This is a genomic window from Longispora sp. NPDC051575 (assembly GCF_040681875.1).
Classification (GTDB): Bacteria; Actinomycetota; Actinomycetes; order Mycobacteriales; family Micromonosporaceae; genus Longispora.
On sequence record NZ_JBFAZP010000004.1, the window covers coordinates 676,717 to 689,869 of the forward strand.

Annotated in this window: 15 protein-coding genes; 5 read left to right on the top strand and 10 right to left on the bottom strand. The window is 73.4% G+C overall.

What is annotated here, in order from left to right; translation table 11 throughout:
• Position 1: 1 nt before the first annotated feature.
• The 7 genes from AB0M43_RS13935 to AB0M43_RS13965 are packed head-to-tail and all read right to left on the bottom strand — an operon-like array spanning position 2 to position 7,297.
• Positions 2-841 carry an amidohydrolase family protein gene (locus AB0M43_RS13935; protein ID WP_363724398.1) on the bottom strand — a complete coding sequence of 280 codons (840 nt, stop codon included), beginning with the start codon at positions 839-841 and terminating at the stop codon, positions 2-4.
• A gap of 2 nt (positions 842-843) precedes the next feature.
• The gene (locus AB0M43_RS13940; protein WP_363724400.1) at positions 844-1,839 is read right to left on the bottom strand and encodes an ABC transporter permease; all 996 of its coding nucleotides are present in this window, start codon (positions 1,837-1,839) and stop codon (positions 844-846) included.
• A complete protein-coding gene (locus AB0M43_RS13945) occupies positions 1,836-3,344 on the bottom strand; it encodes a sugar ABC transporter ATP-binding protein (RefSeq protein WP_363724402.1) in 1,509 nt (502 codons plus the stop codon). The genes AB0M43_RS13940 and AB0M43_RS13945 overlap by 4 nt, the downstream gene beginning before the upstream one ends.
• Entirely contained in the window at positions 3,341-4,381 is a 1,041-nt protein-coding gene (locus AB0M43_RS13950; RefSeq protein ID WP_363724404.1) for a sugar ABC transporter substrate-binding protein, read from the bottom strand. Before AB0M43_RS13950 ends, AB0M43_RS13945 begins: the two co-directional genes overlap by 4 nt.
• A complete protein-coding gene (locus AB0M43_RS13955) occupies positions 4,378-5,148 on the bottom strand; it encodes an SDR family oxidoreductase (RefSeq protein ID WP_363724406.1) in 771 nt (256 codons plus the stop codon). The genes AB0M43_RS13950 and AB0M43_RS13955 overlap by 4 nt, the downstream gene beginning before the upstream one ends.
• Positions 5,145-6,464, bottom strand: coding sequence for an L-fuconate dehydratase (locus AB0M43_RS13960; RefSeq protein ID WP_363724407.1), 1,320 nt, complete (start codon positions 6,462-6,464; stop codon positions 5,145-5,147). Before AB0M43_RS13960 ends, AB0M43_RS13955 begins: the two co-directional genes overlap by 4 nt.
• Complete coding sequence (locus AB0M43_RS13965; RefSeq protein ID WP_363724409.1) at positions 6,461-7,297, bottom strand: fumarylacetoacetate hydrolase family protein; 837 nt, start codon at positions 7,295-7,297, stop codon at positions 6,461-6,463. Before AB0M43_RS13965 ends, AB0M43_RS13960 begins: the two co-directional genes overlap by 4 nt.
• 188 nt (positions 7,298-7,485) lie before the next feature.
• On the opposite strand from AB0M43_RS13965, the gene AB0M43_RS13970 reads away from it, so the two are divergent.
• The 3 genes from AB0M43_RS13970 (at position 7,486) to AB0M43_RS13980 (ending at position 9,600) form a co-directional block, all read left to right on the top strand.
• Positions 7,486-8,196 carry a FadR/GntR family transcriptional regulator gene (locus AB0M43_RS13970; protein WP_363724411.1) on the top strand — a complete coding sequence of 237 codons (711 nt, stop codon included), beginning with the start codon at positions 7,486-7,488 and terminating at the stop codon, positions 8,194-8,196.
• Entirely contained in the window at positions 8,196-8,510 is a 315-nt protein-coding gene (locus AB0M43_RS13975; protein WP_363724413.1) for an L-rhamnose mutarotase, read from the top strand. The genes AB0M43_RS13970 and AB0M43_RS13975 overlap by 1 nt, the downstream gene beginning before the upstream one ends.
• Before the next feature lie 109 nt (positions 8,511-8,619).
• Positions 8,620-9,600, top strand: coding sequence for an aldo/keto reductase (locus AB0M43_RS13980; protein WP_363724415.1), 981 nt, complete (start codon positions 8,620-8,622; stop codon positions 9,598-9,600).
• A gap of 6 nt (positions 9,601-9,606) precedes the next feature.
• Here the strand turns inward: AB0M43_RS13980 and AB0M43_RS13985 are convergent, their stop codons facing one another.
• The 3 genes from AB0M43_RS13985 to AB0M43_RS13995 all read right to left on the bottom strand — a co-directional run bounded on the left by AB0M43_RS13985 (position 9,607) and on the right by AB0M43_RS13995 (position 11,033).
• A complete protein-coding gene (locus tag AB0M43_RS13985) occupies positions 9,607-9,852 on the bottom strand; it encodes a DUF2630 family protein (protein WP_363724416.1) in 246 nt (81 codons plus the stop codon).
• Positions 9,853-9,873: 21 nt separating this feature from the next.
• Positions 9,874-10,557, bottom strand: a complete 684-nt coding sequence (locus AB0M43_RS13990; protein WP_363724418.1) for a phosphatase PAP2 family protein — start codon at positions 10,555-10,557, stop codon at positions 9,874-9,876.
• A 113-nt stretch (positions 10,558-10,670) separates the two neighbouring features.
• A complete protein-coding gene (locus tag AB0M43_RS13995) occupies positions 10,671-11,033 on the bottom strand; it encodes a helix-turn-helix domain-containing protein (protein WP_363724419.1) in 363 nt (120 codons plus the stop codon).
• A gap of 65 nt (positions 11,034-11,098) precedes the next feature.
• Between AB0M43_RS13995 and AB0M43_RS14000 the strand changes: the two genes are divergently transcribed.
• Complete coding sequence (locus tag AB0M43_RS14000) at positions 11,099-12,019, top strand: NADP-dependent oxidoreductase (protein ID WP_363724420.1); 921 nt, start codon at positions 11,099-11,101, stop codon at positions 12,017-12,019.
• Between the two features lie 89 nt (positions 12,020-12,108).
• Positions 12,109-13,140, top strand: a complete 1,032-nt coding sequence (mgrA, locus tag AB0M43_RS14005) for an L-glyceraldehyde 3-phosphate reductase (protein WP_363724573.1) — start codon at positions 12,109-12,111, stop codon at positions 13,138-13,140.
• The last annotated feature ends 13 nt before the right edge of the window (positions 13,141-13,153 follow it).

Here is a 13,153-nt window from a genome sequence, read left to right on the forward strand (position 1 = left end):
GTCACTCCCCGCCCAGGTAGACCCGCCGGGCGGTGCCGGCGAAGACCGCCCGCCGCTCGTCGTCCGACAGCCCGGCCAGCGCCGTCTCCGTCACCTCCACCACCTGTGGGTACGAGGCGGCCAGCGTGCACACCGGCCAGTCCGAGCCGAACATGAGCCGGTCGGGGCCGAACGTGGCGAGCGCGTGGTCGACGTACCCGGCGAGGTCCCCGGGTTTCCAGCCCGCCCACGCCGCCTCCGTGACCAGGCCCGACAGCTTCGCGGTGACATTGGGCTCGGCGGCCAGCGCGGCGAGCCGGTCGGCCCACGGCTGCCACGCGCCGGCCGCGATCGGGGGCTTCGCCAGGTGGTCGAGGACGAAGCTCACGTCGGGCAGCAGCCGGACGGCCTCGACGGCGGCCGGCAGCAGCGCCGGCGTGACCAGCAGGTCGTAGGCGAGCCCGTCGAGCGCCCGCAGGCCCGCGAGCACCTCGGGCCGGAGCAGCCAGCGCCGGTCGGGCTCGTCCTGCACCTGGTGCCGGACCCCGACCAGGGCCGCGCCGCCCGGCCCGGCCCGCAGGTCCGCGAGCTGGGCGGGCACGTCGCCGGTCAGGTCCAGCCAGCCGACCACGCCGCCGACCAGCGGGTGGCCGGCGGCCGTGGCCAGCAGTTCGCGGGTCTCGTCCAGGTCGGAGACGGCCTGCACCACGATCGTCGCGTCCACCCCGGCGGCGGCGGCCAGGGGCGCGAGCCGGTCCGGGTCGAACCTGCCCCGCAGCGGGTCGGCCCACGGGCCGTCCATCCACGGGTAGGCGCGCGTGGCGACGTCCCACAGGTGGTGGTGCGCGTCGATCCGACCCATCGTCACTCCTGTGTCCGGCCGGAGGTGACGCGGGCGAGCATCAGCGCCACGAGGATGATCGCCCCGTTGAGCGCCCCGATCCACTGCGCGGGCACCCCGGCGAGGGTGAGCACATTCTGCACCAGGTACAGCAGCAGGATGCCCGTGAACGCGCCGAAGATGGTGCCCTTGCCGCCGTTCAGGCTGACGCCGCCGATCACGGCCGCCGCGAACACCGTGAAGATCGCGCCCTGGCCCTGGGCGGCGGCGACCGAGGCGAGCCGGCCGGTGAGCAGCAGCCCGCCCAGCGCGGCCAGCAGGCCGGCGATGATCAGCACCGTCCACAGCACCCGGTCGACCCGGATGCCGGCGGCGCGGGCCGCATCGGGGTTGCCGCCGATCGCGTACAGGGACCGGCCGAAGCGGGTGAACCCGGCGATCACCACGAACGCGGCGAACAGGGCCACGCAGATCCAGATCGAGGCGGGCAGGCCCAGCCAGACGGCGTTGCCCAGGTACAGGAACGACTCCGGCAGGTTGAAGAACGTCTTCCCGCCGCTGATCCCGGTGAGCAGCCCGCGCAGCACGATCAGCATGCCCAGGGTCACGATGAACCCGTTCAGCTGGAACTTCACGATCAACAGGCCGTTGACCAGGCCGATCAGCGCCCCGACCGCGAGGGCCACCGGCACCGCGAGGGCCGGGGGCAGCACCCCGAGGCCGTGGGTGACCCCGGGCTCCAGGACCAGCCAGGCCGCCACCCCGGGCGCGAGCCCGAACGTCGACTCCAGCGACAGGTCCATCTTCCCGGCGATCAGCACGAGTGCCTGGGCGAGGACGAGCAGCGAGATCTCCGACTGCTGCTGGAGCACGTTGACCAGGTTGTCCCAGTGCAGGAAGACCGGGTTCACCAGGTACCCGACGATGGCGATCACGATGATCGCCGGCACCAGGGCGAGGTCGCGGAGCCTGGCGAGCCGGAGTCCTCCGGTCCGGTGGGCGAGGGTCTGGGTGGTCATGACGAGACACCTTCCATGGCGGCGATCAGTGCGTGGTCGTGCCAGCCCCGGGGCATCTCGTCCACGACGGTTCCCTTGTAGAGCACGAGTACCCGGTCGGCGGGGCGCAGGTCGTCCAGGTCGTCGGAGACGATCAGCACCCCGGCGCCCCGGGCCGCCGCGTCGGTGGCGGCGGCCAGCAGGGTCTCCTTGGCCCGGACGTCCACCCCGGCGGTGGGTTGCAGCAGGACCAGGGCGGTCGGGTCGTTGGCCAGCGCCCGGGCCATCACGACCTTCTGCTGGTTGCCCCCGGACAGGTCCTGCACGGGCTGTTCGGGGCCGGCGGCCTTGATGCCCAGCTCCCGGATGGCCCGCTCGCCCAGGGCCGTGCGGCGGGCGGCGCTGAGGAAGCCCCACCGCCCGAGCCGGCCGGGCACGGTCATCGTGGCGTTCTCGGCGATGGACAGCCCCGGGACCAGCCCCTCGTGGTGCCGGTCCTGGGGCACGAAGCCCACCCCGGCGGCCAGCGCGTCCGGCACGCTGCCCGACCGCAGCCGCCGGCCGCCGACCTCGACCGTGCCGGTGGTGGCCGGGCGCAGTCCGACGACGGTCTCGGCGGCGGCCATCTTGCCCGAACCCCCCGATCCGGCCAGCCCCACCACCTCCCCCGGCGCGACGGACAGCGAGAGCCCGGCGAACACCCCGGCCACGGACAGGTCGGTCACCCGCAGCGCCGGCACCGCGCCCGTCGCCGGGGCCGGCCGGTCGCCGGGCATCGCGACCAGGCCCGTCGCCTCGCCGGTCATGGCGGCCACCAGGTCCGGCTTGGGCAGGTCGGCCACCGGGGCGGTGAGGATGTGCCCGGCGTCGCGCATCACGGTCACCGTGTCGCACACCTGGTACACCTCCTCCAGGTGGTGGCTGATGAACAGGAACGTGACACCCTGCTCCTTCAGCGCCGTCATCCGGTCGAACAGGCCCGCGATGGCCTGGCCGTCGAGCTGGGCGGTCGGCTCGTCGAGGATGATGAACCGGGAGCCGTACGACAGCGCGCGGGCGATCTCCACGAGCTGGCGCTGCTCGACGGGCAGCTCGGCCGCCGGTACCCGGACGTCGACACGCACGTCCCAGGTCTCCAGCAGCTCCCGGGCCTGGCGGCGGACGCTGCCCCAGCCGATCAGCCCGGCGCGGGTGTGCGCCTGCCGGTTGAGGAACACGTTCTCCGCCACCGAGAGCGACCCGATGATGGTGGACTTCTGGTACACGCAGGCGACGTGCGAACGCCAGCCCTCCCGGTCGCCGATCGGCGGGGCGGGCGTCCCCCCGAAGGACACCGTTCCGGTGTCGGGGGCCTGGAGCCCCGTCAGCAGGGACACCAGCGTGGACTTGCCGGCGCCGTTGCGTCCGACCAGGGCGTGGATCTCCCCCGGTTCGACCCGGAGGGACACGTCACGCAGGGCGACGGTGACGCCGTAGCGCTTCGACACCGCCTCGGCCGCGACGACGGGAGGGCTGGGGTTCGTCATTTGATCTGGTTCCCCCACAGCGCGGGGTCGTCGGACTTCTTCGAGCCCGGGAACGACCCGTCCTTGGTGACCAGCGGGGCGGGGAGCTGGTCCTCCATCAGGCCCGGCCGGACCCCGACGATGGTGGAGTCGTGGTCGGTCGCGCCCAGCTGGAACGTCTTGCCGTCGATGGCGGCCTTGACGTAGAACAGCGCCCACTTGGCGTACAGGTCGGCGGGCTGGGACACCGTGGCGTCGATGTCGCCGTCCGCGATGGCCTTGAGCTCCTGCGGGATGCCGTCGTTGGACACGATGAACACGTGCTTCGGGTCGCTCGGCGGGACCAGCATGCCCTTCTGCTTGAGCACCTGCAGGGTCGGGTTGAGGAACACGCCGCCGGCCTGCATGTAGATGCCCTTGAGGTCGGGGTGCGCGGCGATCGTGGTCTGGAGCTTGTTGGCCGCGACGTCGCCCTTCCAGTCCGTGGCCAGGCCGATGACCTGCACGTTCGGGAACTTCGTCTTCATGCAGTCATTGAACGCCTCGGTCCGGTCCCGGCCGTTGATCGACGCGAGGTCGCCCTGGAGCATCGCGACCTTGCCCTTGCCCTCGAGCTTCGCGCCGAGGAAGTCGCAGGCCTTGGTGCCGTAGGCGCGGTTGTCGGCGCGGACCACCATGAACACGTCGCCCACGTCGGGCCGGGTGTCGACGGTGACGACCGGGATCTTCTTCGCCTTGAGCTGGGCGAGGGTGGGCGAGATGGCCGCGGTGTCCTGCGGGGCCATCACGACGCCCTTGACGCCCTGGCTGATCAGCGCCTGGATGTTGGCGGCCAGCTTGGCGACGTCGTTCTCCGAGTTGGAGGTCTTCAGTTCCAGCCCGAGGGACTTGGCCTGCTCCGGGGCGTACTTGATGTAGGAGTTCCAGAAGTCGGAGTCCGAGCGCGGGTAGTCGACCCCGACGACGGAGCCGCCGGAGCCGGCCTTGTCGGTGGAGTTGCCGCAGCCGGTGACGACGAGAGCCAGTGCGGCGAGTACCGCTGTCGCGACGCGTTTCATGATCGTGCTCCTTCGGGGGGCGGGGTGGGGCGGATCCGGAGTCCGGCCATGCCGCCGTCGACGGCGAGGGAGATCCCCGTGACGGCGGCGGCGGCCGGGCTGGCCAGGTAGGCGATCGCGTGCGCGACCTCCTCGGCGGTGACGAGCCGCCCGCTGGGTTGGCGGGCGGCCAGCGCCGCTCGTTCCGCTTCGGGGTCAGCCGCGGCGGCGAGCAGCCGTTCCACCCAGGGGGTGGCCGCCGTGCCGGGGTTCACGCACGTGACCCGGACGCCCTCGCGGACGTGGTCGGCGGCCATGGCCAGGGTGAGCGAGAGGACGGCGCCCTTGGTGGCCGAGTACAGGGCGCGGTTCGGGAGGCCGGCGGTGGCCGCGATCGAGCAGGTGTTGACGATCGCGGCGTGCGCCGACGCCCTCAGGTGCGGCAGGGCGGCCCGGGAGACCCGGACCATGCCGGTCACGTTGACGTCGTACACCCGGGCCCATTCGGCGTCGTCGTTGTCCTCGACGGTGCCGGCCGCGCCGATGCCGGCGTTGTTGACCACGATGTCGAGTCCGCCGAACGCGGCGACGGCGGCGGCCACGGCGGCCCGGACGGACGCGTCGTCGGCGACGTCGGCGCGCAGGCCGAGCAGGGGGGCCGGGACGTCGGTGCCCAGGTCGAGGGTGGCGACCTTCGCGCCCCGCTCGGCGAGCAGCAGGGCCGTGGCGAGGCCGATGCCGGAGGCGCCGCCGGTGACCAGGGCGGACAGGCCGGCGAAGTCGTTCATCGCGCCTCCCCTTCGCCGCGCGCGGGGCCGTCGAGCTGCCACGCCGCGCCGTCCGGGTAGGAGTAGGTGGCCAGGGATTCCGGCAGCATCCGGGCGGACATCCCCGGCGCGGTCGGCGCGAGGTAGTGCCCGTCGACGATCCGGACCGGGTCCGCGAAGTGCTCGTGCAGGTGGTCGACGTACTCGATCACCCGGTTCTCGGTGCTGCCGGACACGGCCACGTAGTCGAACATGGACAGGTGCTGGACCAGTTCGCACAGGCCCACTCCCCCGGCGTGCGGGCACACCGGCACCCCGAACTTCGCGGCCAGCAGCAGGATCGCCACGTTCTCGGTGACCCCGCCGACCCGGCACGCGTCGAGCTGCACCACGTCGACGGCGCCGGCCTGCAGCAGCTGCTTGAACATGACCCGGTTGTGGGTGTGCTCGCCGGTGGCGACCTTGACGGGCGCGACGGCCCGGCGGATGGCGGCGTGCCCGAGGATGTCGTCCGGGGACGTGGGCTCCTCGATCCACCACGGGTCGTAGGGCGCGAGGCGTTCCACCCACTCGATGGCCTGGTCGACGTCCCAGCGCTGGTTGGCGTCGACGGCGATCCGGATGTCCGGGCCGACGGCGTCGCGGGCGAGGGCGAGGCGGCGCAGGTCCTCGTCGAGGTCGGCCCCGACCTTGAGCTTGATCTGGGTGTACCCGTCGGCGACGGCCTCGCGGGCCAGCCGGACCAGCTTGTCGTCGGTGTAGCCGAGCCAGCCGGGCGTGGTGGTGTAGGCGGGGTAGCCCGTCGCCCGCAGCAGGGCCTCCCGGGAGGCCCGCCCGGCGACCCGGCTCTTGAGCAGGTCGAGGGCCTCGGACGGGGTGAGCGCGTCGGTCAGGTAGCGCCAGTCGACCAGGTCGACGATCTTCTCCGGGGAGTAGTCGGCGAGCAGTTTCCAGACCGGCTTGCCGGCGACCGTGCCGGCCAGGTCGAACGCGGCGTTGACCAGGGCGGCGACGGCCATGTGCGAGGCGCCCTTCTCGGGGCCCAGCCAGCGCAGCTGCGAGTCGCCGGTCAGCCGGCGGGAGAACTCGCCCAGGTCGTCGAGGTCGAGTTCGCGGCCGACGACGAGGGGGGCGTGCGCGTGGATCGCGGCGGCGCACACGTCGTTGCCCCGGCCGATGGTGAAGCAGAAGCCGTGGCCCTCGCCGGCGTCGGTGCGCAGGACGACGTACGCGGCGGAGTAGTCGGGGTCGGGGTTCATCGCGTCGGAGCCGTGCAGCTCGCGGGAGGTGGGGAACCGGATGTCGCGGACGTCGAGGCCGGTGACGGTGACTCTCATGCCTGGCCCACCGTCTGGCGCTGCCGGCCGAGGCGGTCGATCTCGACCTCGACGGTCATGCCGGCGCGCAGGTAGGCGGCCTCGCCGATGCCGAGGGCGACCCCCGCGGGCGTCCCCGTGTTGATGACGTCCCCGGGTTCGAGCACCATGAACTGGCTGAGGTACTCGACCACCTCGTACACCCCGAAGATCATGTTCTTCGTGTTGCCGTTCTGGCGGAGTTCGCCGTCGACCCACAACCGCATGCCGAGGTCCTGCGGGTCGCCCACCTCGTCGGCGGTGACCAGCCACGGGCCGAGCGGGTTGAACGTCTCGCAGGACTTGCCCTTGTCCCAGGTGCCGCCGCGCTCCAGCTGGAACTCGCGCTCGGAGACGTCGTTGCTGACCGCGTACCCGGCGATGACGCCGGCCGCCGCGCCCGGCTCCAGGTAGCGGGCGGTCGCGCCGATCACGACGGCCAACTCGACCTCGTAGTCCGTCTTGCGGCTGCGGCGCGGGACGAGCACCTCGTCGTCCGGCCCGACCACCGTGTTGGCGGCCTTCATGAACACGACCGGCTCGGTGGGGATCTCCGCGCCGCTCTCTTCGGCGTGGTCGCGGTAGTTCAGGCCGACGCAGACGACCTTGCCGGGGCGGGCGACCGGCGGCCCGTACCGCACGGGGCCGGTGATCTCCGGCAGCGAGCGCTCGGCGCGCACCCGGTCGGGGCCGCCGCCGGCCAGGAACGCGCCGTCGATGTCGCCGGTGAGGCCGGAGAGGTCCAGCAGGCGGCCGTCTTCGGCGAGCAGCGCGGGGCGTTCGGCGCCGCTGGGTCCCACGCGGAGTAACTTCACGGGGAGGGCCTCCTTCGAGTAATCCGATCACTTGGCAAGTCATCTGATGTCTTGATGGCACCATCCAAGCACCTACCAGGCCTCTGAGCGCAAGACCCCGTAATAAATTCGTTACATTGGGGTAACTGGTCAGATGACTTGGCGGCAGGCAGGATGATGGGCAGACCATCCAGCGAAGGAGCACCCGAGTGACCGAGGACCAGGCCCGCACGACCGTCACCGACCGGGCGCTCGCGCGGATCAAGGAGATGATCGCCAGCGGTGAGCTGGAGCCCGGCCAGCGCCTGCCCGTCGAGAAGGACCTCGCCGAGGCGCTCGGGCTGTCCCGCAGCTCCATGCGCGAGGCCATCCGCGCCCTGACCGTCCTGGGCATCCTGGAGGCCCGGCACGGCGCCGGGGTCTACGTGACCAAGCTCGGCCCGTCCGACCTCCTGGAGGCCTTCGGGGTGGTCGCCGAGATCTCCCAGGGCGCCACGCTGCTCGACCTGGTCCGGGTCCGCAAGATCCTGGAACCGGCCGCCGTGGCCACCGCCGCCGCCCGGATCACCGAGGTCGACCTCGCCCGGCTCCGCGAGGAGATGGCCGCGATGGCCCGGGTCGACACCGCCGAGGAGTTCATCGGCCACGACCTGACCTTCCACCGGATCATCAACGAGGCCGCCGGCAACCCGGTGCTCACCGCCATCCTCGGCGGCCTGAGCAGCCGCACCCTGCGGACCCGGGTCTGGCGCGGCCGGCGCGAGGAGGGCGCGATCCCGCGCACCCTGGAGGAGCACGAGCACATCTACCGCGCCCTGGCCAGCCGCGACCCCGAGGACGCCCGCACCGCCGCCGCCGTGCACATCACCTCCGTCGAGGAGTGGGTCCGCCGGCAGGTCGCCGCGGAGGGCGAGCACTGATGCGGGTCGCGCTGCACACCCGGCTGCGGCCCGGTGCCGAGGAGGAGTACCTCCGGGCCCATCAGGGGGTACCGGAGGAGCTGCTCGCCGCCATCCGCGCCGCCGGGGCCACCGAGTGGACGATCTGGCGGTCCGGGCTCGACCTGTTCCACCTCGTGGAGTGCGCCGACTACGACCTGCTGCTCCGCTCGCTCGCCGGGTTGCCGGTGAACATCGCGTGGCAGGCCCGGATGGCGGAACTGCTCGACGTCGTGCACGACTACTCGGCCGACGGGGGCGCGGCGGGACTGCCGGTCGCCTGGAGGCTGCCGTGACCGGGCGCACCGCCGGGACCACCAGGACCGCCGGCACCGCCGGGTCCACCGGGACCCGCGCGACCGCCGGCACGGCCCGCTTCGGATCGTCCGCGCTCCGGGGGCCGTCGTGAACCCGGGTGAGCGGGTCCGGCTCGGGCACAGCGACCTGCGGGTCACCCGGCTCGGGCTGGGGCTCGCCCCGATCGGCGGCCTGTTCACAGCCGTCCCCGACGAGCAGGCCCTCGCCACGGTCGACCGGGCCTGGGACCATGGCCTGCGCCTCTACGACACCGCCCCGCTCTACGGCTACGGCCGCTCCGAACAGCTCGCCGGCCGGGCCCTGTCCCCCCGCCCCCGCGACGAGTACGTGCTGGCCACCAAGGTGGGCCGGCTCCTCGTCCCCGGCGGCGGCGACACCCAGGAGTTCTGGGCCGGCCCGCCCACCGGCCTCGCGCCCCGGATCGACTTCTCCTACACCGGCGTCCGCGACTCGCTCACCGCCAGCCTCGACCGGCTCGGACTCGACCGGATCGACGTCCTGCACGTGCACGACCCCGACGAGCACTACGACGACGCGGTGGCCGGCGCGTTCAGGGCCCTGGCGGAGCTGCGGGCCGACGGGGTGATCGGCGCCGTGTCCGTGGGGATGAACCAGGCCGCGATGCTCGCCCGGTTCGTGCGCGAGGTGGCCGTGGACTGCGTGATGCTCGCCGGCCGGTACACGCTGCTCGACCAGTCCGGCCTCGACGAACTGCTGCCCCTGTGCGCCGAACGCGGCGTCGGGGTGCTCGCGGCCGGCGTCTACAACTCGGGACTGCTGGCCGACCCCCGCCCCGGCGCCCGCTACGACTACGGGCCGGCCGCCGCCGACCTGCTCGACCGGGCGCTGGCGATCGCGGAGGTGTGCGCCCGGCACGACGTGCCCCTGCGGGCGGCGGCGCTGCGGTTCGCGCTCGGCCACCCGGCGGTGACGAGCGTCGTGGTGGGCGCGCGCACCCCGGCGGAGGTCGACGACAACGCGGCCATGTTCGCGACGGACATCCCCGGGGACCTGTGGCGGGACCTGAGGACCGCCGGGCTGCTGCCGGACGGCGTTCCGACGCCGTGACCCGGGCTACTGGAGGTAGCCCTCGACCTCGGGGATCGGGGCTGGCTTAGCGGCGTCCGGGTTCGCGCCCGCCTCGCGGAGTGCCCTGCGGCGGCGGAGCAGGTCCCAGGTCTGGTCCAGGGTCTCCTCCAGGTGCCGGAGCCGGGCGGCCTCGTTCTCCGGCGGGGACTCGCCGTGCGAGTGCCGGCCGCGGAGTTCGTGCTCCTCGGCGACCAGGGCGTCGATGTGCTCCAGAATCTTCCTGTCGTCCATGCCCCTCAGCCAACCACGCCGCTAGCTCCGGGACCGGACCGTCCGCCAAAGTCCCCGGACCGGGTGCTGGTCGGAGGTGGCCGGGCGGCGGTCGGCGGCGGTGAGGACCAGGACGAGCCACGACCCGGCGAGCAGGTACCCGGCGAGGACGTCGGTGAGCCAGTGCGCGCCCAGGTACAGGCGGCTGAGGCCGACGGTGAACGCCAGGACCGCCGCGCCGGTGGCCAGCACGGTGCGGGCCCGGCAGGGGCGGACCTGCCGGTACACCAGGAAGAGGAGCACCCCGAGGGTGACCGTCGTGTTGGACGTGTGCCCGGACGGGAACGAGAAGTCCGGGCCGGTGACGTCCACCGCGCTGAACGGCGGCCGGGCCCGCCCGTCGAGGACCTTCACCGCGAAGGTGAGCAGGGCGTTGCCGCCGACGGCGAGCGCGACGAGCGCCGCCGGCCACCAGGACCGGGCCCGCCGACTCAGGACCAGGGCGCCGGTGATCCCGAGCGGGATCAGGACGTAGATGCTGCCCAGGGTGGTGGCGACCGTCATCAGCGCGGTCAGCGGGCCGGTGCGGTGCCCGGCGAGGAAGTCCAGGACCGGGACGTCGAGGCGGGCCGGGCCGAGGTCGGCGCGGACGCACACCCACACCGCGAGGAACAGCACGGCCAGCCCGGCGGAGACCGCGACCCGGGCCCCGCTGCGCCTGTCCATCCCCCCATCCTCCCGATTCGCCCTGGTGGAGGGGTGGAGGTTGCGGAATCCGCGCGTGTCCCGACGGGCGGCGGCGGGACCGGGCCGGGCGGGCGCGACGGGTCAGGTGCCGGTCAGCGGGAGTCGAAGCGGGTCCGGGCGGCCTCGACGGCGGCCGTGTTGTGTTCGGCCCAGACCTGGAGGGCCTCGAGGGGTACCCGCACCCCCCGGCCCAGCTCCGTGAGCGCGTACTCGACGCTCGGCGGGGTCGTCGGGTGCACCGTCCGGTCGACGAGCCCGTCGCGTTCCATGGCGCGCAGGGTCGCGGTCAGCACCTTCTGGCTGATCCCGGCGAGCCGGCGGCGCAGGTCCGCGAACCGGACCGCCCCGTCGCCGAGGGCGCTGATCGTCAGGAGGGTCCACTTGTCGCCGACCATGCCGAGGACCAGCCGCGCCGGGCAGTCCTCCCGGTAGCTGTCGTCCCAGGTGGTTTCCATCCGGTACCCATAGCACAATCTTGTGCCTCCTTACCAGGAGTGACCGGTGACCCGAGGATGGGGGGATGCGCGCGATCCAGTCCGACAGCTACGGCCCACCCGACGTCCTGCACCTCGTCGACCTGCCCGTTCCGGTCCCCGGCCTCAGTGAGGTGCTGGTCCGGGTGGCGGCCGCCGGGCTCAACCCGACGGACCTCGGTTCCCGGGCCGGGGAGTCGGCGGAGTTCTACGGGCCGGGCCCGCACGTCTGGGGCTGGGACATCTCGGGCACCGTGGTGGCGGTCGGCCCGGGGGTGGCGTCGTGGCGGGTCGGCGACGAGGTGTACGGCATGCCCCGGTTCCCGGCCCCGGCGCACGGCTACGCGGAGTACGTGGCCGCCCCGGCGCACCAGCTCGCCGCGAAACCGGCCGGGCTGGACCACGCGCACGCCGCCGGCCTGCCGCTCGCCGGGCTCACGGCGCTCCAGCTCCTCGACCTGACCGGGGTGTCCGCCGGCCACCGGGTGCTGGTCAACGCGGCGGCCGGCGGGGTCGGGCACCTGGCGGTGCAGCTGGCGAAGGCCCGGGGCGCGTACGTGCTGGGCACCGCGCGGGCCGTCAACCACGGGTTCCTCCGGTCGCTGGGCGTGGACGTGCCGGTGGACTACACGGTGCCGGGCGCGCTGGACGGCCTCGACGCCGACGTGGTGCTCGACGCGGCCGGGGCCGAGGGCGCGCTGGCGGCGGTCCGGGACGGCGGGGTGTTCGGCTGGCTGCACGTGGCGGTGTCGGAGGAGCTGGCCGCCGCCGCGCGGGCCCGGGACGTCCGGATCGCCGCGCACCTGGTGCACCCGGACGGCCACGGCCTGGCCCGGCTCGGGGCCCTGGTGGACGCGGGGGCGCTCCGGGTGGAGCTCGCGGAGGTGTTCCCGCTGGCGGAGGCGGCCCGGGCGCACGCGACGCTGGCCACCGGCCGGGTACGCGGGAAGCTCGTGCTGGCGCTGTGACGTCCGGTACCTGGGAAAAGGGGTCCGGGGTGGGTCGGTCAGCCGGGACAATGGGCTGCGATGACCGCCGACGAGAGGGCCCCTCGATGATTCCCGCGCCGTTCCGCGCCGCCGAGAACCGCTACGACACGATGGAGTACCGGCGCACCGGGCGCAGCGGCCTCAAGCTGCCCGCCGTCTCCCTCGGCCTGTGGCACAACTTCGGCGACGACAAGCCCCTGGACACCCAGCGGGCCATCCTGCGCCGCGCGTTCGACCTCGGGGTCACGCACTTCGACCTGGCGAACAACTACGGGCCGCCGTACGGGGCCGCCGAGGCCAACTTCGGGCACCTGTTCGCGCAGGACTTCCGGCCCTACCGCGACGAGCTGGTGCTGTCCACGAAGGCGGGCTACGACATGTGGCCCGGCCCGTACGGCGAGTGGGGCTCGCGCAAGTACCTCCTGGCGAGCCTCGACCAGTCCCTGGCCCGGATGGGCGTCGACTACGTGGACATCTTCTACTCGCACCGGTTCGACCCGGACACCCCGCTCGAGGAGACCATGGGCGCGCTGGCCACCGCCGTGCGGCAGGGCAAGGCGCTCTACGTCGGGATCTCCTCCTACAGCGCCGAGCGGACCCGGGAGGCGGCCGCGATCCTCGCCGACCTGGGGGTGCCGCTGCTGATCCACCAGCCGTCGTACTCGATGCTCAACCGCTGGATCGAGGACGACGGGCTGCTCGACACCCTCGCGGACGTCGGCGCCGGGTGCATCGGGTTCGCGCCGCTGCAGCAGGGGCTGCTCACCGACCGGTACCTGAACGGGATCCCCGGGGACTCCCGCGCCGCCCAGGGCAAGTCCCTCGACCCGCACGCGCTGACCGACGCGATGGTCGGCAAGCTGCGGGCGCTCAACGGGATCGCGGAGCGGCGCGGGCAGTCCCTCGCGCAGCTGGCTCTGACCTGGCTGCTGCGGGACGACCGGGTGACGTCGGCGCTGATCGGGGCGTCGTCGGTGGCCCAGTTGGAGAACAACCTGGCGGCGGTGCGGGGGCCGAAGCTGACGGCGGAGGAGCTGGCCGAGATCGACCGGCACGCCACCGACCGGGCGAACCTGTGGCAGGAGTCCAGCGACGCGTGACGTGTGGGGCACG

Bases quoted from the DNA above. Each gene is read 5' to 3' on its own strand.
- AB0M43_RS13945 (WP_363724402.1), bottom strand. From the start codon at position 3,344: ATGACGAACCCCAGCCCTCCCGTCGTCGCGGCCGAGGCGGTGTCGAAG.
- AB0M43_RS13940 (WP_363724400.1), bottom strand. From the start codon at position 1,839: ATGACCACCCAGACCCTCGCCCACCGGACCGGAGGACTCCGGCTCGCC.
- AB0M43_RS13990 (WP_363724418.1), bottom strand. From the start codon at position 10,557: ATGGACAGGCGCAGCGGGGCCCGGGTCGCGGTCTCCGCCGGGCTGGCC.
- AB0M43_RS13955 (WP_363724406.1), bottom strand. From the start codon at position 5,148: ATGAACGACTTCGCCGGCCTGTCCGCCCTGGTCACCGGCGGCGCCTCC.
- AB0M43_RS13960 (WP_363724407.1), bottom strand. From the start codon at position 6,464: ATGAGAGTCACCGTCACCGGCCTCGACGTCCGCGACATCCGGTTCCCC.
- AB0M43_RS13995 (WP_363724419.1), bottom strand. From the start codon at position 11,033: ATGGAAACCACCTGGGACGACAGCTACCGGGAGGACTGCCCGGCGCGG.
- AB0M43_RS13935 (WP_363724398.1), bottom strand. From the start codon at position 841: ATGGGTCGGATCGACGCGCACCACCACCTGTGGGACGTCGCCACGCGC.
- AB0M43_RS14000 (WP_363724420.1), top strand. From the start codon at position 11,099: ATGCGCGCGATCCAGTCCGACAGCTACGGCCCACCCGACGTCCTGCAC.
- AB0M43_RS13950 (WP_363724404.1), bottom strand. From the start codon at position 4,381: ATGAAACGCGTCGCGACAGCGGTACTCGCCGCACTGGCTCTCGTCGTC.
- AB0M43_RS13975 (WP_363724413.1), top strand. From the start codon at position 8,196: ATGCGGGTCGCGCTGCACACCCGGCTGCGGCCCGGTGCCGAGGAGGAG.
- AB0M43_RS13985 (WP_363724416.1), bottom strand. From the start codon at position 9,852: ATGGACGACAGGAAGATTCTGGAGCACATCGACGCCCTGGTCGCCGAG.